This window comes from Parabacteroides sp. KHUB-03, assembly GCF_056640975.1.
The window spans coordinates 256,948-278,368 of sequence record NZ_CM153257.1 but is presented as its reverse complement, the minus strand read 5'-3'; the positions used below and the strand labels follow the sequence as shown (position 1 = coordinate 278,368).

Genomic DNA, 21,421 nt, shown 5'->3' with positions numbered 1-21,421 from the left:
TTAAATTTAGTTAGGGATACAAAGATAGTAAAAAACAGTCCTTACCTGCCGGCCAGCTCTATTTTAATGAATAAGAAACACCCTTTTATAGGATTTGGTTGTCCCGTCAGGATGGAATAGTTCGATATACAATATATAGATTCCCGGCAAAGGCCGGCAACCATTTTGTCCTATACCGTTCCATAGCAATCTTCCCTCAACTCCAAGCAGTTCATGGTTGGCTATTTCCGCCAACCGCCGGCCAGTTGTATCAAACACCCACATCCTGCAATTATATCCGGGTTTATCCATATAATAAAGGATTGTGTACTCTCCGGTAAGTTCGGAATATACAGGAGCTTCAACAGAAACAGGATGCCCGGTTCCTGTTGTTTTGTATTGAGAATTACGATAACCCGGTGTACCTGAGCCGGTAGTTTCGGCCGCCGATATCCAATTGGCAGCATCCTGCGTTGCAGCATCCGGATCAATCCGCTCTAACGAAACACCTTTCCCATTCTTTACAGAAGGCGCATGCCATTTGGAAGAATAAGCAACTTCATCTATCACTTCTTCATCTTTCGTCCGAAACAGCACCAAAGCAGATGAAGTATTTGCCAATACCGGCAATTTCTGCTGATGCAACGATTCCGGTGAAGAAACAAGATAAAAAGAAGAAATACCTTCTACATCTTTTGTCAACAAAAGATACCCTTTCGGCTCTATGTCGAAAGGAACCGACGACAACGGATAATGTGTACTTAACGCACCGTCTGACTTCCGGGTGGCAATAGACAGTCCCTTTACCGACAATTTCCGGTCTGAGCGGTTATATAATTCGATATACTCGCTACCGCCGGTATAAGGGTCCGGCAACAATTCATTAAAAACCATCTCGAAAGGATTCACAGAAGTGTCTTCCAAATCAGTCGGAGGTTGGGGGTTATCCGGACGTGAATTTACCGCACCGGGAGTTCCACCCTTAGAATCGGTAGACAGATACAAGCCTTGTCCTGAACGCTCCCAGGCAATACCGGGTTTAGCTTTCGGATATGTAATTTGATCAATCAATTCGCCAGTCGGGGATTTCAGTTGGAGCGTTTTGCCATTATTTGCCAGTTGTGCCGGAAACTTAACCAGAGGCATTTCGTTACCCGCAGGATCAAGTTTCACCTCCCTTCCTTCCTTATATAGTACCACATAACCTCCGGCAGGAAGCAATAGACTCGAAAGTTTAACAGATATATCATTATAAACAAACATCCACCCTTCCAGTTGGCAGGCAGTAGCAGAAGCATTATATAATTCCACATACTCTGTCCGGGGCAAAACATCCAATCCGCTGGGATCGGCCATGATCTCATTGATGCAAATAAAACATCCCGATGGTTTTTCAAAACCATCAGGATCATTTTCAAAATCATCGGGATCATTTCCCAATGTCGAAACGAAAGCTTTATTTCCTTTACATTCATCTGTTCTTCCTTTTGCTACTATCCCGGAATAAGTCAATGTATAACCGGCTGCTTTTTGTCGGCTGGTTACCCAAACAGGCTTCAGCATTGTCTCGTCATCCGAAATATAGACCTCATTGGCTTTATCTTCATCTAACAGGAACACACTTTTTCGTGCATCCACTTTCTGATCGAATGAAAGGAGTAGCGAATATTGGTCTTCCTCCGCCAAAGATAAAAGCTTGGGAATAGAAGTTCCGGTAGAAGGTTTATCATCCGGTTGTCCGCCGGGTTCCTTTTCGGGGACAGTTGGAGTTGAAGTTATTTCAGATATGATTCTGATATTATCAAATGCATAGACCATATTCTTTAAAGAAGAGGCCTTGCAACGGCAAGTAATATTGAAATAGCCCCCGGGACGTATATTGGACAAGGGATTATCTGTAAATGGTTGTCCCTCCTGTTTGTAAACATTTCCATTTACAGAAGTATAAAGTGTCCATATTCTCTCATTTTCCATCGTTAGTTTTATTTTCACGGAAGAGGCGCCTGTACCTAGCAGATCTTTCCGTCCGTTAATAATTCGCTGTGGAGTTCCGTTTCCCTTTTGTCGATAAAGAGAGACATTATGGTCATTATGTCCCACTTGCAAATAATAAAGGACTGAAGCCGGACTATCGGTTGCATATACATAAATACGGGCATGATTAGAATTTGAAGACTTAAAAGAAAGACTTACATCTATCTGCCATTCCATATTTTTCGAGTATATTACAGGAACATAGCAAGAAAAATCTCCGGTTAAACGACTTCCGTCAAATTGGAGCAATCCATTATCAATACGAAAAAAGCCTTTTGGGGCAACCCAGGGATTACCAGAATTTACATCTGGTCCGTCAAATGATTCGATGAGTTGTGCAAAAACACAAAAAGGCAGAAACAAGAAGATAATAATAATAATTTGTCTCATAGTTATATGGTTTTGTTATAATTTGCATATCTTTGTGCCTCAAAACGTTGTAGCATAAAGAGACTTATATTTCTATGCAACGTAAAATTATAACATTTTTTTCTACAAACAAATTAATTAGTGCTCAAAATGAAAGTAGCAATTGTTGGAGCAAGTGGAGCCGTAGGACAAGAATTCCTGCGAGTACTCGACGAAAGAAACTTCCCGATGGATGAGCTTATCCTTTTTGGTTCATCCCGCAGTGCCGGACATGTTTATAACTTCCGTGGTAAACAGATTACTGTCAAGGAACTTAAACATAACGACGACTTTAAGGGAATTGATGTTGCTTTTGTTTCGGCCGGTGCAGGTACATCACGCGAATTCGAGCAGACAATCACCAAATTCGGTACTGTCATGATCGACAATTCAAGTGCTTTCCGTATGGATAACGATGTACCTTTGGTCGTTCCCGAAGTCAATGCGGAAGATGCACTGAATCGTCCGCGCGGTGTCATTGCCAACCCTAACTGTACTACCATTCAAATGGTTGTTGCGTTGAAGGCAATCGAAAATCTGTCGCATATCAAACGCGTACATGTATCTACCTATCAGGCTGCCAGTGGTGCAGGTGCCACAGCTATGGCCGAATTGGTAAAACAATATGAGCAACTGTTGAAAGGCGAAGAACCGACAGTGGAGAAATTCGCTTATCAGCTGGCCTACAACGTCATTCCTCATGTAGACGTATTTCTGGAAAACGGTTATACAAAAGAAGAAATGAAGATGTATAACGAAACCCGCAAGATCATGCATTCGGATATTGAAGTAAGTGCTACTTGCGTACGTGTACCTGTTATGCGCGCTCATAGCGAATCTACCTGGATTGAAACAGAACGTCCTATCAGCATCGAAGAAGCCCGCAAAGCATTTGCTGAAGCAGAAGGTGTCGTATTGCAAGACGAGCCGGCAAAAAAAGACTACCCGATGCCATTATTCATTGCGGGAGAAGACCCTGTTTATGTTGGCCGCATACGAAAAGACCTTACAAATCCGAACGGTTTAACATTCTGGACAGTAAGCGATCAAATCAAGAAAGGTGCAGCCTTGAACGCTGTTCAGATTGCAGAATATCTGATTAAGGTAAAGAATATAGGGTAATTTACTTCCTGATATTACAAGATAAAAGAGGCCTGCTAACAATAAAAAGTTAGTTGGCCTCTTTTCTTATTTACCTGTCTATCTTCTGATAAAAAAAATACCCCCGAAAATTAGAAATAACTTTCGGGGGTCAACACATTACTATCCACTTATTTTAATTCCATCCCGGATTTTGCTTCAAAGCTGGATTCAAATCCATTTCTTTTTGAGGAATTGGCCACAAATAGTAGTGATCAGGGAATCCTCTCTGACGGATCTTCACACCTGTAAATTCAGTCATCCAAACACCATCCACTACATCTTTCGCTATTTTCCAACGGCGGATATCCGAATATCTCTGTCCTTCACCGCAAAGTTCAACCATTCTTTCATGACGAATTTTCTCACGCATCTGAGCTTGACTCAACCCGGCAGGAAGTTCTTTTATACCTGCCCTTTTACGAACAGCATTTATTGCATCATAAACAGATTGGTCTGCACCAACAGCTTCGTTCTGAGCTTCAGCATACATCAACATAACATCGGCCAAACGGATAAGAGGGAAGTTCTGAGGCATATTATCCTGCAATGTATATGTAGAACCTGTTTCCACAAACTTTCTCCATGAATAGCTACCATTTGCCCAAACCGGAACAAAAGCACCCGGATCTGTTTTATCAACCGGAAATTTATAAAGGAGCGTTCCACTTTTTCCTTCAAATTCAGACCAGGGAACAATAATTGCCTGATGCATACGAGGGTCTCTGTTCTCAAACAATTTTCTAACAGAGGCTTCATCATTCCAGTCTTCCGGATTGTTAGGATCAAAAGTAGTACCTTTTGCATTTTTATAATTTTTGAAATCAAAAGAGGTTCCGTCAACCATTTCAAAAGCATTTACCAGTGCCGGAGTAGGACGGGTACGCTGCGATCCGGATGTTGCACCTCCCGAATTTCCATAATTACGGTCTGTTGCTATACCTTGTTTTGCTTCGGCAACATACTGTACATCAAAAATAACTTCGCTGTTATTATTTCCTGCAACACGGAATAGTGAATGGAAATCATCCACCAACTTGCGGTCGCTCTTTTCCATCAATTCTTTAAAATCGGCAGCAGCCTTGTCATATTGTTTAGCCCACAGATGTGCTTTACCTCTCATTGCCAATGCAGCCCATTTTGTAGCACGGCCTTTGTCTGATTGTCCATAACTTTCAGGCAATAAAGAAATAGCATCTGTCATATCCTGCACAATAAAATCATACACTTCCTGTTCTGTATTACGAGGCTTATCAGCTTCGTCTGCATTCATCGGATAATCATAAATAGGCACACCTCCAAAATAATCCCATAGTTTAAAATAGAAATATCCACGGAAAAACTTTGCTTCACCCATTGTACGGTTCTTTACAGCTTCCGACATCTCGATACCCGGAATCTGCTTAATAGCAGTGTTCGCACGGTAAATGCCTTTATAGAATATACCCCATGAAGTTTCATAAAAGACAGCATTCGTAGGGAAATTTCCGGTTGTCAATCCGGTAGCCCATGACTGGTACGAAATATCAGTAAAGTCGTCCATCATACCATATATTACGATGCTGTTTGTAAATTCACGATTCGCATTATATAATGAATTTACGCCCATTATCGCATCTTCTTCCGATTTCCAAAATCCTCCTTCCGAAAGTCCTACCAATGAATTTCTGTCAAGAAAATCACTGCAAGAAGACAGAAGGAATATAGATGCTATAATTGATATTATTATTTTTTTCATATCTTATTCATTTAAAATGTTACGTTTAAACCAACTACCCATTGTTTCATTAACGGATAAGATATATCTGTGTTTTCAGGGTTATATCCGTCGAAGCTTGTAAAGGTAAAGAAATTCTCAAGGTTCGTATATACTCTCAATCTATCAACCAAGAAGGTAGATGTCAATCGTTTAGGCAAAGTATATCCAAGTTGTATGGACTTAATTCTGAAATAAGAAGTATTATACAACCAATAATCGCTATATGCCGTATTAAGTGCCGAACCTGAGGTCTGCAAACGAGGATATTCCGTTGATCTGTTTTCAGGAGTCCAATGATTTAAAACATTCTCTCTGATCAAGAATCCTTCGTTAATATTGAACGTATTGAATCCGTCATTACCCCAATAACCTTTTACGTTGCCGACTCCTTGTCCCACGATATTAAAATCAAAATCTTTGTATGCAGCACTAATGCTAATACCATAAGTTAATTTAGGCAGGGAAGAAAAGTCTTTTGCTACGCGATCCTCCAAATTGAATGCTTTATCGTCATTTGTATTCTTATATAAGAAATCACCAGGTTTAGGTGTACCGCCTATATCACTTCCGAAAGTATATCCGTCAGCCAACAACTTGTCTATTTCGGCTTGATCCTGAATGATATGATCTACTTCAAGAACGTAGTAACTGTTATAAGGCTTACCTTCCATAGTAATCATAGCTTTATCTATGGATCTGTCGCCATTAAACTTGGTTACTTCATTCTTCACTGTAGCTAAGTTACCACTAACGCTATATGAGAAATCTTTTCCAACATTGCCATGGTAAGTCAATTGCAATTCCACACCTTTATTGGTCATTTCTGCAATATTCTGCCAAGGTGGAGTAAAGTTTCCCATTGTCAATGAAATAGGAATACGTGTTAAGATATCACTGGTTTTCTTATTATAATACTCAGCACTTACGGATAGTCTGTTATTAAACAAGACAAAGTCTACACCAATATTAGTAATTGCTGTTGTTTCCCATTTAATTTTATTGTTTGCCAACTCTACAGGAGCCACACCTTGCTGAAGTTGTCCGCCAAAAGAATAAGGTGAAGAGCCATATACAACCTGATATGCATAATCTCCAATTCTGTTGTTACCTAATTTACCCCATGAACCTCTGATCTTGATATCATCAAAAACAGTCTTCAAAGGTTGGGCAAAAGATTCTTCTGTTAATCTCCAACCAGCAGAGAAAGAAGGGAAGAATCCCCATCTGTTAGCAGGAGCAAATCTGGAAGAACCATCATAACGGGCACTGATATCTAAAAGGTATTTTCCTTTATAATCGTAGTTGACACGTCCGAAATAAGAACGGAGAGCATCATCGGTTCCAGATCCGGTTATAGATTCGTTCTCAACACCGGCATCCATAATATATATGGCATCATTTCCAAGTATATCGCTTTTCTTTGCATCAAACTTATCCATACGACTATATTGTTGGTCGAAACCAAGTAAAACCGCGAAGTTATGCTCCTTATTTAATGAATAGTTGAAACGCAAAAGGGTATTCAGAATAGTTGAATAGTCTCTTCGTGTACCATTAAACAGTTTATCAATATTGGATTTTGGCTGGTATTCATATCCAGACTGGAAATCCCATAGAGAATAAGGATTGGTATATTCCCAGTTATATCTGTTATCATAATTAAAGCCGAAGCTACTTTCCCATTCAAAGAACTTCAGGAACTTCACTTTTCCATAGAATTTCAATCCTAATTTTTGTCTTTGATAGTTACCCCGTATATTATCTACATAAGCACGCGGGTTACTAACTTCTGCCAGGTCTTTGAACATAGTTCCACCATAACGGCCATCCTCATATTGAGGAATAACTCCCGGAGTTGTATTTCTGATGTAGTTGAAAAAGTCTTTTGTATTAATAGGTTTACTATCCGACCATGAGCCAAACACGTTGGCACCCAAATCAAGCCAACTTGTTGCTTTTGAATCTACATTTAAACGGAATGAATACTTTTTAGAGCCGGAATTATCAATAATTCCCTGATTGTCCAAATAGCCAAGAGACAATGAGTAATTCATTTTCTCGCTACCACCTCTTACATTCAGATTATGCTCCGTCAAAACTGAGGTCTTAAGCATTTCATCATACCAATTGGTATTCGGATACAGAGGATTACCTGCGGCAGATTCTTGCCTCCATTGATCAATCAGACTATTTGAATACTTTTCAAAACCTTCTGCTTCGTTTACCAAACTCATGTGAGTAGCCATATCGCTTACAAAGTCGACCGTTTTCGCTGCACTTTGCCATCCAACATAACCATTATAAGAAACATTTACTTTACCTTCTTTTCCTCTCTTTGTAGTAACCAGAATTACACCGTTAGCAGCACGGGAACCATAGATTGAAGAAGAAGAAGCGTCTTTAAGCACAGATACGCTTTCTACATCATTCGGATTTACATCATTTAATGCTCCCGGTACACCATCAATAATAACCAAAGGTTCCGAATTATTCATTGTACCTTTACCTCTTACCAGAATAGAGACTTCTTCAGATCCGGGAGCTGCCGATGTCTGAGAGATATTTAAACCTGCACTCAGGCCGGTCAATGCCGAAGACAGATTCATTGTAGGGCGACTCTCCATCGATTCATCAAATCTAACAGCAGATACGGCACCTGTCAAATTCTGTTTCTTCATCGTTCCATAGCCTACAACCACAACGTCATCAATCATTTGAGAATTTTCGGCCAGTACAACATTATAGGTATTTTTGGAATCAACAGTAATTTCTTTTGGCAGATAACCGAGATAAGTAATAACAAGCACTGAACCCGGACTTACTGAAAGAGAGAAATTACCGTCCATATCAGTCATTGTTCCATTAGTGGTACCTTTCACAGCCACACTAGCACCCATCAGTGGTTCGCCCGCTTCATCCTTGACACTACCCCTCAACTGTTTTTGTTGCGCAGGAGACGGCATTCCAATTTTGCTGCTGTCATCTACCTTATCTGGTACATGCGCGTAAGCAGCAACATTGGGTAAACCCAACATCGCGGAACCAAGAAATACTCCTAAAATAGATCTTTTGTAGTTTTTCATATTAATTTATAATTAGACATTAGATTATAGGAAATAATCAATCTTTACTTATCCATTAGCGTAAAGCAAATTTGAAGAATAACAGTTATCTATCTTCCTTTCATTTGATTTGCAAAACTATTGATTCTTTCACCCTCTCAATAGTACATTCGAGCTAAAGATTCTTCAAATCACGTCATTCTGTATTATCTGGAATTTTTTTTATAATCAAATAACTTCTAACTATTTACCCAACTCATAAGAGCGACCGGGAGTAATTAAATATCTTCCCTTACCGCCTCTAAAGAAAATAGTATTCTTACCCGTTTTAACTTTGAAGTTAATATTTATCGCCCCATTCTCGCTTTGTACATTCCAAAAACCGGGTTTCAAATCAGTTATTAATATCTGGGATTCCGAACTTTGATCAACCTTTAAGGTAAACGGACTTTGTATTTGCTGATAACCGGAGCTTAAGCATACCATACGATCTTGCAAACATATAATATATTGGCCATTTTCTTCTTTAAAGTCTACAGGCATAGGCTTTGTATTGTCTGCTGTCATTTGAAAAACAGTCAGGAAACGATTGTGCTTTTCTTTTTTCTTCGGAAAAGCAACAACCTGATAACCATTTGCCTCGGGATAAGATGATTTAATCTGATACTGAGGGCCTAATACACTAGAAGAATCTTTCAGGCTGGAAATTTCGATCTCCCGGTTTTCCGGTAATGGAAGTAACATATTAATATGGGTCTTACCAACAAAGCCGTCTTTATTATTTTGTAATACAACGTTGGTACCGAGACGGCCTGGTTTATTCAATGTATTTATCTTCCAATAAGCATCAAAGTTGTCTTTGGACGCAAACAGATCGTCTGCCAAAATAATTACAGCCGGAACATCTTCCCTATTCATATTAAGGAAACAGAAACTACGGGTATAATTAGCAACTTTACTATAGTAAGCAGCGGTCAAATCTGCTTTAAAATAACTATATGACGGTTTCAGAGTATTTGCTTCAAAATCTGCAGAAAGTACGGTTCCGTAATCAAACCAGGGGTCATTTTTAGCCTCATCGGGTGATTTCGGATTTCTTTGATTAAACCGGCTTCCTCCATCATTTATTTTTGTTCTGTTAGCCAACTTTTCATCAGGATCTTTAACAAGTATCATATTGTGAGAAACAGACCTTTTATAGAAGTTGAAATCATATGGTGTGCCATACGCTCCATATATTCCCAAATCTGCGACTTGTTGACCACGGTAATAAATCTGAAAAGAACCGGCATCGGCATGTTTATGATTTCCGAAATGATAACCTCCACCTCTTATTTCGGCAACCACATCATTACTTGTTTTATCCATATTCCATCCGGTTCTTGCAATCAGGCTTCCCAATACAGGGCCAAACTCTGTAGATAACGGTAAAGAAGTTAAATCATGTTCTGCTTTTAAATCAGGATTATTCACCAATAAAAAAAGAACAGGATTGTCTTTAGCTCTTTCCAATCCGCCACGACGTTCAAATTCACCTTTCGTTACAGCATCATCAGCATAGGAATAGTCCAACAATAAGGTTTCGGGGTAAGCAAAATGCGTTTTGGAAAATTTATCCCCATCATACATCCGCTCCCCATCAGGGAGACGCATATATAACCAGTACTTCCGCAGATCAGCAACATTATCGTTAAACACGCGGACTCCGGTCATTCTATAAAACATCCATGCAGCATGCATTTCCCACCCATGTCTATATGCCCCGTAATCAAAACCTTGATTATGACGGGGTGATTGATATTCAAATGCCCTCATAGGAATCAGATGTTCCAGAAGCAAGTAAGAGATATAACGATATGGTTCAGGGTCTTTATCATATATAGCAATACTCATCGCTAAAAAATCGCGGTTTACCTGAGCTTCACTGGCATGTCCATTTACTACATGCTCTTTGAAAGGAGGCCACCCGATCTCCATATCCGGAGCAAGACGCATCATGTTATCATAAAGACTTTGCTTATCTTTTTCGTCCAGCAAGTTATAACACCAGTCGTAAGTAATTGCCGCCGTATAAATAGCTTTTCCTATTTCACGCGTAATATCTCCGGATTTAACATTACCGAATTCTAAAACTGATAAATAATCAACCGCCAATCGAACAGCTTCTTTTCCGATCTCGCGATTGCCGGTCATAAGATAATAGAAAGACTTAATAATGACTGCGTCTTCCAGTTCCGTATTATAAAATATTTCTTTCCGTATATTGAATTGAAAAGGGAATGGTTCTTTCGCTGTTTTTTCTACTATTTGCCATATCGCAAGATTTTCACCTTTCGTTAAGTTCTCTCTTACATCTGCAATATTATTCTTGTTAACCCATAGTCTTGGTCTGTCTGTAGGCGGAACAACTGTTGGAACATAACTGGCAGCATCAGCCGGTACTTCCAGAGGAACATATTTCTCTATACGAATTGCTTCGAATGATATTTTTTCCGGTAACCAAAGTTTTAACTCCTGGCCTGTTTCCAAATTAAATATGCCGAGATCATGCCCGGAATATTCATGCAGGTTCGATACGATACGTCTCGTTACACGTTGATTGTTTATTTGAATCTTAACCAAACGTGTCTCTACATTCATTCCGGGTTTAATGACCTCGTGCCTAATCACATCCGCAAATAACCTGTACCTCCCGGCTTCAGGAACCTTAACTTCATATACTATATCAGGATCGGTTTCGGTATCAGTATTTACTCTTTCGCTCACTCCTTTTTTTAAAGTCAATAATTTTGTTTTCGGAGAAGCAGTCTTATAGATTACATTAGTGGTTTTATTGTTATTCTTGGCATAGTCTACAGTTAGAGTCGCTTTATATTTTTCATCTTCTGCGGTTCTTTTCTGCAGAGAATAATTCTCTGCAGAAAAGACCGTAACAGCCATGCATGCTGTAAAAAAAACAAGAAAAAATAATATGTGGTTTTTACATGTACTCATTGTTGCAATTTTCTGCTTTATCCTATTATTATTTTTTTACCGAATTGGTTATCCTCACATTTACATTTCCTGGATCCAGTTGTACATCTTTTCCTTTCGGGTTAAGTTGTGTGATTTTATTGAAATGCGAATTATATACCGGAGCAAGAAATTCCAAAGCAATATCCGACTTATAAGAGCGAATATCATTCATAAAGATATTATACATATTTCCAGGTTTAAAGCCTTGTCCATATTGCCCATTTCCATAAATACGTACAACTTTTCTTTTTCCGCCTTTCGGTCCGTCGCTTATATTAGAACAATAAATATTATAAATTTTAGGCTGTGAAGGCAACAGAATCATCACGTGATGTACACCGGATGCTTCAATATTACGACAGGTAATATCATGTATGTCGCCTCCATAAGAATAATCCGAATATCTTACCGGAAGAAGAGGAAATACATATTTATTATTGCTCCACCGGGTTTCGTCAAAAGCAGCGAGGATTATCGTATCATCAGAAGTTTCTCCTGTAATATTCTCAATCACAATATCAGAGCCTCCCTGAATTATACTTACTCCATCGCCATTTTTAACAGTTGTGTGCAAATCTATATTATTAACATATCCGTTTTTACATCCGTTAGTCAATACAATTCCCCAACTATGCGTTTTCTGTACTTTCAATCCGGATATTTCAAATCCGTCGACATAAGAAAACAATATCGTAAAGTTTCTCCAACCCCAATAATCACCCAACCATTTTTCTTTCACCTTCGTCTTAGGGTTTACTCCTTCATAAAAATTTTCGGCACCTTCTATTATTGCTCCGTTCAATCCTATAATTTTAATGTTCTCGGCAGGCAATAATTGCTTGACATACCCATTCGGATCATTTTCATCTATATCCAGATTTCCTGAACGAATAATATTGTCGAACACCTGATCGGCAAGCTTTATTTTACATCCGTCAACAATCATCGTTGTGTTAGACGGCAAAGCAATTGCCTCTGATATAAGATAAACCGGAGAGTCTTTGAACAGGATTGTGCCACCGTTGCATTCTTTTATAAAATCCAGAGCGTTAGATATCTGTTCCGAGATGTTTTTCCCTTCAAAGTCTTCGGGTTTAACCGCAACGGAATGGTTTTTATTCTGCAATTCTCCGGCATGTAACATAGTAACCTGAAGAAGTATAATCAAAAAGGCAAATAGTATTTGTCTCATTTTTATCCGTATTTACTTTTATTAGTGGTCAATATTCTGATAGAAGTGTCCGTTTTGTAGAATGTCGTTATACCGACCGGTCGATACTCTTTATACCGGTAAGTATAAAAGTTTTCTACAAACTAACCGACAATCTATCATCTATAAGTTGTTATTTCTTCCTCCCGAATACATTACAAATCAACCAATAAAGGATACGGAAGAAAAGTGCAATAGCATAAAAAGCAATGCTTAGACAAAGCACCCATAGCAACTGTGTAAATGCTTCTTTCCATTCCGTACCAAAGGCTATAATAGAAATGATATTCAGCAAGAAAGCCAGTACAAAACAAACACCAAAGATCAATAATTCAGTGCGTTGCCTTTTTGTTGTTATTGTTATATTTAAGTCTCTCATAATTATGCATCAAATGAATAAGGTATTTTGTATTCTTCAGGAAACTCTATCACCGAACGTTCTTCCATTGCCTTATTGCCCAGCAAAGCCAGAACGGACGAATAATACGCTTCCTCAACCAGATTTGGTATCGGCTCGCCGGTGATGACTGATGAACAATAAGCCGAGACAAGACCCTTTGAACCGTCATCTACTGTAGCGCCGGTAGTATTAGAGCCATCATGAGTCTGGATATGATCCATTATAGGTTCACCCTTTGTAGAGGAGGCCGTTTCCGGCACCCAACTCGGACCCGCGAACGAGATATTGTCGAACACCTTATGCTCTATCTGATTTATCAACTGCTGGATACCCGGAGCCGGTTTCGGGTTTTCCGTATACAACAAACCCTGAGCCAACTCCAATGTTCCTTCATGACCCAGAACCTGTTCATCCATACCGTAACGCTTATTCGAAATGATTGATTCGAAGGTCATACGCAAACCGTTTGGATAATGGTAGATCACGCTTACGCTATCATAAACCTCCCGGCCGTCTTTCCAATAAATGATATCGCCGAAGCCGGTGATGTAATCAGGCAACGAATGGTTGACCCAGGTGCCCATCTGCAACTGATGAGCGGCCAACTCCGTCATCAAACCGCCGGAAGATTCTTTATACAACCGCCAGTTTATCAGTTTTTCCAAGGATGGATCCGGAACAGGTCTGCGCCAATCATTATTTCTATACCAGAAGTTACGAAGACCGACGATTTGGCCGATTGTTCCATTCTTTATTAATTCGATAGCCTTCAAATACTTCGGATCAAACAAACGCTGGATGCCGATATAAAGAACCTTACCCGATTCTTTATAAACATCATACATCTCCTTACACTGATCCATTGTCCGGGCCATAGACTTTTCGCAAAAAACATGTTTGCCGGCCTTCAAGCCTGCTATTGAAATAGGGGCATGCATGTTCAATGGAGTAGCTATTAAGATGCCATCCACATTCGGATCGGATATGGCCTGGTGGTAATCCTTATACAACTTTGCCTTGGGGTACTGTTTGGCTGCATTATCCAAATGAGGCTGATAAATATCACACAAAGCAACTACCTCTGCATGAGGTATCTGTAGCAGATGATTTATATGATACATACCTCTGGAGCCTGTTCCGATTACGGCGAGTCGTGCCTTTTGACCCTTCACCTGCTTCGCTCTTTCCTGAGCGAAGAGATGCAACTGAGGCAATGAAGACAACAATAGGCCGCTACCGCCGATTGTACCTACATTTTTTAGAAACTCTCTACGAGATAAATTTTGAGTATTCATGGTTTAAATTATTATTTGAAATGATATGGTTTTCTTTTTCCGGATTATAATTTCATTTCCCATCCCGGTTCGTAATCACGACTCCAATATTTCATAGCATCCGCATCCTGAATAATACGGCCATTAGCAGAATCTATATTAAGAGAACGTCCTACGCGCTGGGATATATTTCCGATTTGCATTAACAATGTACTCTTATGTCCCGAAACAATATCCGAATTTAGAACAGCACCTTTTCTGATACCATCAAAAAAGTTATTTATATGTAAAGCATCCAAACTTTCAGCCGGATTCATCAGGTTACGAGGGTCGATCTCCAGTTTGCTGTATTGTTGTTTTATCACCTTATTGTCCATATCGAAAATCCGGTAACCATCACTTCCCGTGATCAGCAAGCTACCTTTGTCTCCATAGAACATAACGCCAACACTACTTCCTTCAATTGTTCTTCCATTACAACTACGGCCTTCCCATGTCATCGATTTTTTACCGCCAAACTCAAGATTTATAATCTGAGTATCCGGAGTTTCCCAGTCATCATTAAAGAAATAACGTCCTCCTGCAGAATTAACCATTGTCGGGTAATCAAGATCCATACCCCAACGCAATAAGTCAATCATATGCGTACCGTTATTCAACGATTCGGAAGTTCCCCATCTCCAAAACCAGTGCCAGTTATAATGAACAACATTATCTTTATAGGCCACACGGGGAGCCGGACCTTGCCATAAATCCCAATCAAGCCATTCCGGGACAGGCACCTCTTTGCCAATGCCAATGGAAGGACGGTTATTTGTATACCAGGCTTTACCAAAATGCACATTACCTATAATGCCCTCTTTCAATGCCTGAATACCTTCTTGCACATTAGGCCATGAACGTCTTTGGTTACCCATTTGCAACACCCGGTTATACTTTTCTTTTCCTCTAATAAGCATCTCGCCTTCTTCCGGACAATAGCTACAAGGTTTTTCCAGATATACATCTTTGCCAGCCTGCATTGCCATCAACGCTCCAGGGGCATGCCAATGATCCGGTGTTGCTATTATAACGGCATCTACGTCTTTGGATTCGATAACCTTTCTCAGATCTTTCTCAATTTTTGGTTTACGCTCCTGTATTTTTGCAATAGCATCCGAACATTTAGCAATAGCACGACTGTCAACATCACAAATATAAGTTATTTCACAGCCTTTTTGCTTCGCAAAATTTGCAGCTAAAGCTCCGCCACGGGAATTAACACCTATTGCTGCTACTCTTATTTTTTCATTTGCTCCTTTGATATTGGAATAACTTCTAGCACTCACACCCTCCAGTATTCCGCCAAAAGAAAGAGCGGAAGCACCCAGTGCTGCTTTTTTCAAAAATTCACGTCGTGTACTCATGGTTCTATTTTTATAGTAGATAAACTTAATCTTAACAAGCAATACAAAGGAACTCTTATTTGAATTAAAACAAAACTCAAATGACGCCTTACTATTCTCAAAAAACGTCAACATTCATTGACACATCAAAGAAACGATCATTCCATGTATAATGAGACTTGGTTACAGAAATTAAACAATTATTCAGATTGTTTTTGAGGTAAATTTGATCATATTTCTTATTATACATAGTAAATTAGCACCAATTTAATCTACTACTAATAATCATCGGGAAATATGCTAAAAATACTTGTACTAACAGACTTCTCCAGCGGATACAGCCGCAGGTTACTTGAAGGTATTATACGTTACTCCAGAGAAGTAGGACCTTGGTCTTTTATACGCATGCCGCTATATTATCTTATGATGAATGGTGAAAACGGGGTTGTAGATTTCGCTAAACGATGGAAGGCAGATGCCATCATTGCACAACTTCGTGATGTAAATATAGATTTGTTCAGAAGCCTGGATATTCCTATTATAGTACAGAATTACCGCCATAGGAACAAAAATATTTCTAACCTTACAGGGGATTATTATGAAACAGGAGTTTTAGCCGCCGATTTCTTTCTGGGAAAAGGATTCCGCCATTTTGCATATTATGGATATAAAAATGCAATCTGGTCCAGAGAAAGAGCTTTAGGGTACAAAGAAAGGATTGAAAAACATGGCTATACATGCAACATGCTTGAAAACAAAAATCCGGATAATAAAGAATGGCTATATAACACCGAAGACATGGGTAAATGGTTAGAAGCTTTGCCTAAACCCACCGCCCTTTTCGCTTGTGACGATTTCTATGCCTTACAAATATCAGAAACATGCAACATATACAACATCTCCATACCCGATGATATTGCCATTTTAGGGGTAGACAATGATACTCTGTTATGTAATTTATCAACACCTACACTGTCTTCTATAGTTCTTGATGTAGAAAACGGCGGATACCAGGCAGCCAAACTATTGGATCAGTATATAAAAAATGAACAAAAAGAAGCTTTCAATATAGTAGTTAGACCTTTATATATTGAAAACAGAGCTTCAACAGACAAATATGCAGTATCAGATCCTCACGTAAAAATAGTATTGGATTATATCACCAACAATTATAATAATAAGATATCTGTTTCTGATCTGGTAAATCTGGTTCCTCTGTCCAGAAGAATTTTAGAAAAGAAATTTAAAGATCAAATTGGCACTTCCATATACCAATGTGTCCTTGACCATAGAATTAATCATTTCACCAAACTGCTATTGACAACAAACCTGCATTTGCCGGATGCTGCTATTCAGGTTGGCTTTGATGATTACAAAAATGTATCGAGGATATTCCGGAAATATAAATCCATGTCACCCGCCGAATATAGGAAGTTATATAGAAAACAATCCTGAACTTTCATCAGAACATAAAGATTGCAACGCCCAACACACGATGATTAGTTACCGAATGGGTATCATGAATCGTTCCGCCATCCTGCCAATCCACGTTCCCATACCAAGCAAGAGAGGGACTGTACTCGACACCAAGCTTCCAATGAGGTAAATTATATGACAACTGGACATTTGCAGTAAATACCTGATCTACATCCAAACCAACACCATAGGTTTTGCCAAGAATAGCTTTACCTGCTCCCAGGTTTTTCAAATAACCTAAAAACAGTCCTGGTCGCCATTCCTTTCCATATACAATATTCAACCACGTTGTCGAATACAAATAAGGAGAATATTCCTGTTCGCCTGTACGAGGATCAATAGCAGTAACACCATAGCCTCCCAACATACAAGTCTGAGCAAGATTAGAAGCCAGCAGAGTCTTTGCCATAACAGTCCAATTTCCATCCTGAAATTTCGCATGAGCTTCTCCCGAAACAGAAGTCACACGCTCCTTCACTTTATAGACTTTCCCATCAACTTCACTTTGCGTACGCGGAACCAAAGAAAGGATTTCCATTCCAACGCCAGCCATCCAAGTAGGCTTCCTATAATCAACACCGAGGTAAATCTCCGGAACACAACTATTCTTTATATATTCCTCACTCTTTCCGTTAGGCCCGGTAGACAAATATTGTAACTGCCACATTGCAGCTCCCGTTAATTGCCAATATTTATTTTTATACCGATAACGTATTTGAGGAGCCCGGTTGAAAGGCTGGAAAGGGGCACCTGTAGAAAGATTCAACATCTGAGGATATACTTCACCAAAAAGCGGATGCCAGGTTTGTCCGATCAACACAGCCGATTTTTTCCAGTCCAGATTCACATAAGCATGACGAATACGCAACATAGCCCAGTTGCTTCCCGAACCGCGGAAGTCTCCTTCCACCTTAACAGAAGTTGCTGCACTACCAATATTTGGTCCTGTAATATCAATACCTAACCGGGAATAAAGCAAGTAAAAACTGCCGTTAGGCGTTGCGTTCAAATCATTTCCATCAGCATCTAAAGAAACATCTTTAGGATATAAATGAAATAATCCATCCACAATCTCCGCATTGGCACGCGAATTATAAAATAAATCACCACGGACTTGTCCGTAAAATTTGTAAGAAAAGTTTTTCTTTTGGGCATATCCAATGAACACAGTCAACCAACTCGCCCAAAGAAGTAAAAAATATTTCATTCGTACTTAATAAATAATCATCTTAAAAATAATACATCACCAACCCCAGGATACGATGGTTGGTAACAGAATGAGTATCTTTCACTTTACCAGTACCAGGATCATTTGAACCATACCAGGCAGTGCTAGGACAGTATTCCAACCCAATCTGCCAATGCGGTAAATTATAAGACAGGTTCACATTAGCAGAAAGTAACTGATCTATATTCAATCCCATACCATACACCTTTGTTGGTTCAACCAATGACTTCCCGGTTCCCATATTCTTCGTATAGCCAACAAACAAAGCCGGTTTCCACTTTTTGCCATATGTAAAGTTTATCCAAGTGGTAGAATGGCGAAAAGGTGTATATTCCTGCTCCCCGTTCTCCGGATTAATTGAACTTACTCCATATCCTCCCAGTAAAGCCGTATGATCTAAACAAGCAGCCATCAGGCTTTTCGCCGCAAAAGTATAATTTTTTCCTGTATATTTAAAATGAGCCTCATAAGACAATGCTGTCATTCTTTCATTTACTTTATAGGTTTTGTCTTGCCATTCGGAAGAAGTGCGTGGTTTTAAAGAAATCAAATGAACACCCGCTCCCATCAACCAGCCATGCGATACATAATCTGCACCCACATAAAACTCCGGCACGCAGCTATTTTTTATATAATCTTCGCTCATTCCTTTAGGACCACTGGAAAGATATTGTAATTGCCACAAAGCAGAAGCTGTCAGTTTCCATCCCTTTACATTATATTGATACCGTATTTGTGGTTGACGGTTGAACGGCTGGAAAGGTGCCCCTGTTGAAAGATTAAGAATATCCGGCATAACCGCTCCGAATAAAGGATGCCAGGTTTGTCCGATTAAAACAGAAGATTTCCCCCAATCCAGATTTACATAAGCCTGACGGATTCGCAACATAGTAGTACTGCCCGAAAACCCGCCAAAATCAGTTTCCAACTTAGCACTTGTTTTAGCAGTACCTATATTCGGCCCTGTAACATCAATGCCCAATCGGGAGGTAAAGGTATAGAAACTACCATTAGGCGTAGCATTCAGATCTTCTCCATTCGCATCCGGATTTTTGTCGAGAGGATACAAATAAAAATTTCCATCCACAGGAGCCATATTAGCACGCGTATTATAAAACAGATCGCCACGAACAAAGCCATAAAACTTATAAGTAAAGTTTTTCCGTTGTGCATATACTGGAAATAAAGTAATAATAGCCACCAGCACTAATGCTACTCGTTTCATATTCTTAGTTTGTTATTTTTGTAATAATCAGGGTGCAAAGGTACATATTTTTGTTTATTCAATTTGAAGAATGAAATTTTATTTGTTCCTTTGCTTCCAAGTTGTAAGCCTTTTAGGCTAATATGATTAATAATGTAAACTACATAAAGAATTATGAGTACTAAAAAATTTCTACTACAAGAACAGGATATACCTACTTCATGGTACAATATTGTTGCCGATATGAAGACCAAACCGCTTCCTCTTTTGAATCCCCAGACCAAACAACCGATGAAAGAAGAAGACTTATATCCTTTGTTCTCAAAAGCTGTTTCACATCAGGAAATGAATACGACGGACGCCTGGATTGAAATCCCGGAAGAAGTACGTGAATTATATAAAGTATGGCGCCCTACTCCTCTAGTACGTGCAACCGGACTGGAAAAGATGCTGGACACACCAGCTCACATCTATTTTAAGAATGAAAGCGTCAGTCCGATTGGATCACACAAATTAAATTCGGCCCTTGCACAAGCCTATTATTGTAAAAAAGAAGGCGTTACCAACATCACTACAGAAACAGGTGCCGGTCAATGGGGAGCAGCCCTTTCATACGCAGCCAAAGCCTTTGGGTTAGAATTGGCTGTCTACATGGTTAAGGTAAGCTATCATCAAAAGCCATATCGCCGTTCTATCATGCAGACATTCGGTGCCCAGGTTATTGCTTCGCCAAGTATGAGCACAAAGGCCGGCCGCAAAATATTAACCGACCACCCTAATTACCAGGGTAGTTTGGGAACTGCTATCTCGGAAGCGGTTGAACTGGCCATGCAAACACCAAATTGTAAATATGCATTAGGCAGTGTATTAAACCACGTAATGTTGCACCAAACCGTAATCGGGCTGGAAGCCGAAAAACAGATGGAAATGGCGGGAGAATATCCGGATGTCGTTATTGGCTGTTTTGGTGGAGGATCTAACTTTTCGGGTATCACATTCCCATTTTTACGTCATAAACTTACAGAGGGAAAAGACGTACGTGTTATTGCCGCTGAACCTGCATCATGCCCTAAATTAACGCGCGGACAATTCCAATACGATTTTGGCGATGAAGCTGGTTATACACCACTATTACCTATGTTCACATTAGGTCATAATTTTGCACCTGCCAACATACATGCCGGTGGTTTACGCTACCATGGTGCCGGTTCCATCGTAAGCCAGTTGATGAAAGATAAGCTAATGGATGCTGTTGATATAAAACAATTGGATACATTCAAAGCCGCCACATTATTTGCACAATGTGAAGGCATCATCCCTGCTCCGGAATCTTCTCACGCTATTGCTGCAGCAATCCAGGAAGCAGAACAGGCAAAGATAGAAGGAAAGCCCCGTACGATCCTATTTAATCTATCGGGTCACGGATTAATCGATATGGCCGCCTACGACCAATATTTGGCAGGAGACTTAACAAACTATGAAGTTACAGACGAAGATGTAGCTAAAAACCTTGCAGAACTCGAGAAGATAATAAAATAATTGATTTAAAATGAAAAAGGCGCTAATAACAGGGACTCACGTCTTGTGTTATTCGCGCCTTTTTCAATGTGTTTATGATTAATAAAAAATAAGAGACTTATTCTTCTTTGTATTCCAGTATATCTGCCGGCTGACAGTTTAACTCCTTACATATTGCCTCAAGTGTAGAAAAGCGTATCGCTTTCGCCTTCCCTGTTTTTAGTATAGATAAATTAGCAGGAGTAATGTCAATACGTTCAGCCAATTCGCCTAACGAGATTTTTCGTTTTGCCATCATCACATCTAAATTCACTACTATAGCCATATCT

The 21,421-nt window shown here is 39.5% G+C and carries 14 protein-coding genes; 3 read left to right on the top strand and 11 right to left on the bottom strand.

What is annotated here, in order from left to right; genetic code table 11:
• Positions 1–63: 63 nt before the first annotated feature.
• Positions 64–2,403: a lamin tail domain-containing protein gene (locus ACYIB7_RS01090; protein ID WP_480337843.1), complete on the bottom strand. Its 2,340-nt coding sequence runs from the start codon at positions 2,401–2,403 to the stop codon at positions 64–66.
• Positions 2,404–2,532: 129 nt separating this feature from the next.
• On the opposite strand from ACYIB7_RS01090, the gene ACYIB7_RS01085 reads away from it, so the two are divergent.
• Positions 2,533–3,543 (top strand): aspartate-semialdehyde dehydrogenase, encoded by a 1,011-nt coding sequence (locus ACYIB7_RS01085; RefSeq protein ID WP_103984021.1) that lies wholly within the window; start codon positions 2,533–2,535, stop codon positions 3,541–3,543.
• A 154-nt stretch (positions 3,544–3,697) separates the two neighbouring features.
• Here the strand turns inward: ACYIB7_RS01085 and ACYIB7_RS01080 are convergent, their stop codons facing one another.
• From ACYIB7_RS01080 to ACYIB7_RS01050, 7 genes are all read right to left on the bottom strand, one after another.
• Positions 3,698–5,299 (bottom strand): RagB/SusD family nutrient uptake outer membrane protein, encoded by a 1,602-nt coding sequence (locus ACYIB7_RS01080; RefSeq protein WP_103984022.1) that lies wholly within the window; start codon positions 5,297–5,299, stop codon positions 3,698–3,700.
• Positions 5,300–5,310: 11 nt separating this feature from the next.
• Complete coding sequence (locus tag ACYIB7_RS01075) at positions 5,311–8,403, bottom strand: SusC/RagA family TonB-linked outer membrane protein (RefSeq protein ID WP_103984023.1); 3,093 nt, start codon at positions 8,401–8,403, stop codon at positions 5,311–5,313.
• A 222-nt stretch (positions 8,404–8,625) separates the two neighbouring features.
• Positions 8,626–11,376, bottom strand: coding sequence for a hypothetical protein (locus ACYIB7_RS01070; RefSeq protein WP_480337840.1), 2,751 nt, complete (start codon positions 11,374–11,376; stop codon positions 8,626–8,628).
• Positions 11,377–11,404: 28 nt separating this feature from the next.
• Positions 11,405–12,589, bottom strand: coding sequence for a glycoside hydrolase family protein (locus ACYIB7_RS01065; RefSeq protein WP_103984025.1), 1,185 nt, complete (start codon positions 12,587–12,589; stop codon positions 11,405–11,407).
• A gap of 151 nt (positions 12,590–12,740) precedes the next feature.
• Positions 12,741–12,986 (bottom strand): hypothetical protein, encoded by a 246-nt coding sequence (locus ACYIB7_RS01060; protein ID WP_103984026.1) that lies wholly within the window; start codon positions 12,984–12,986, stop codon positions 12,741–12,743.
• A gap of 2 nt (positions 12,987–12,988) precedes the next feature.
• Positions 12,989–14,302 (bottom strand): Gfo/Idh/MocA family protein, encoded by a 1,314-nt coding sequence (locus ACYIB7_RS01055; protein ID WP_480337838.1) that lies wholly within the window; start codon positions 14,300–14,302, stop codon positions 12,989–12,991.
• A 44-nt stretch (positions 14,303–14,346) separates the two neighbouring features.
• Complete coding sequence (locus ACYIB7_RS01050) at positions 14,347–15,687, bottom strand: Gfo/Idh/MocA family protein (protein WP_099463800.1); 1,341 nt, start codon at positions 15,685–15,687, stop codon at positions 14,347–14,349.
• Between the two features lie 276 nt (positions 15,688–15,963).
• Here ACYIB7_RS01050 and ACYIB7_RS01045 point away from each other — a divergent pair, with 276 nt between their 5' ends.
• Positions 15,964–17,121, top strand: a complete 1,158-nt coding sequence (locus tag ACYIB7_RS01045; RefSeq protein WP_103983354.1) for an AraC family transcriptional regulator — start codon at positions 15,964–15,966, stop codon at positions 17,119–17,121.
• A gap of 7 nt (positions 17,122–17,128) precedes the next feature.
• Here ACYIB7_RS01045 and ACYIB7_RS01040 read toward each other — a convergent pair whose 3' ends face one another.
• Positions 17,129–18,349 carry a hypothetical protein gene (locus ACYIB7_RS01040; RefSeq protein WP_103983353.1) on the bottom strand — a complete coding sequence of 407 codons (1,221 nt, stop codon included), beginning with the start codon at positions 18,347–18,349 and terminating at the stop codon, positions 17,129–17,131.
• 22 nt (positions 18,350–18,371) lie between these two features.
• Positions 18,372–19,595, bottom strand: coding sequence for a DcaP family trimeric outer membrane transporter (locus ACYIB7_RS01035; RefSeq protein ID WP_480337836.1), 1,224 nt, complete (start codon positions 19,593–19,595; stop codon positions 18,372–18,374).
• A 153-nt stretch (positions 19,596–19,748) separates the two neighbouring features.
• Here ACYIB7_RS01035 and ACYIB7_RS01030 point away from each other — a divergent pair, with 153 nt between their 5' ends.
• Positions 19,749–21,113: a TrpB-like pyridoxal phosphate-dependent enzyme gene (locus tag ACYIB7_RS01030; protein WP_099463804.1), complete on the top strand. Its 1,365-nt coding sequence runs from the start codon at positions 19,749–19,751 to the stop codon at positions 21,111–21,113.
• A 97-nt stretch (positions 21,114–21,210) separates the two neighbouring features.
• Here ACYIB7_RS01030 and ACYIB7_RS01025 read toward each other — a convergent pair whose 3' ends face one another.
• On the bottom strand, positions 21,211–21,417 hold the full coding sequence (locus ACYIB7_RS01025; protein WP_480337834.1) for a helix-turn-helix domain-containing protein: 207 nt from the start codon (positions 21,415–21,417) through the stop codon (positions 21,211–21,213).
• Positions 21,418–21,421: the final 4 nt, after the last annotated feature.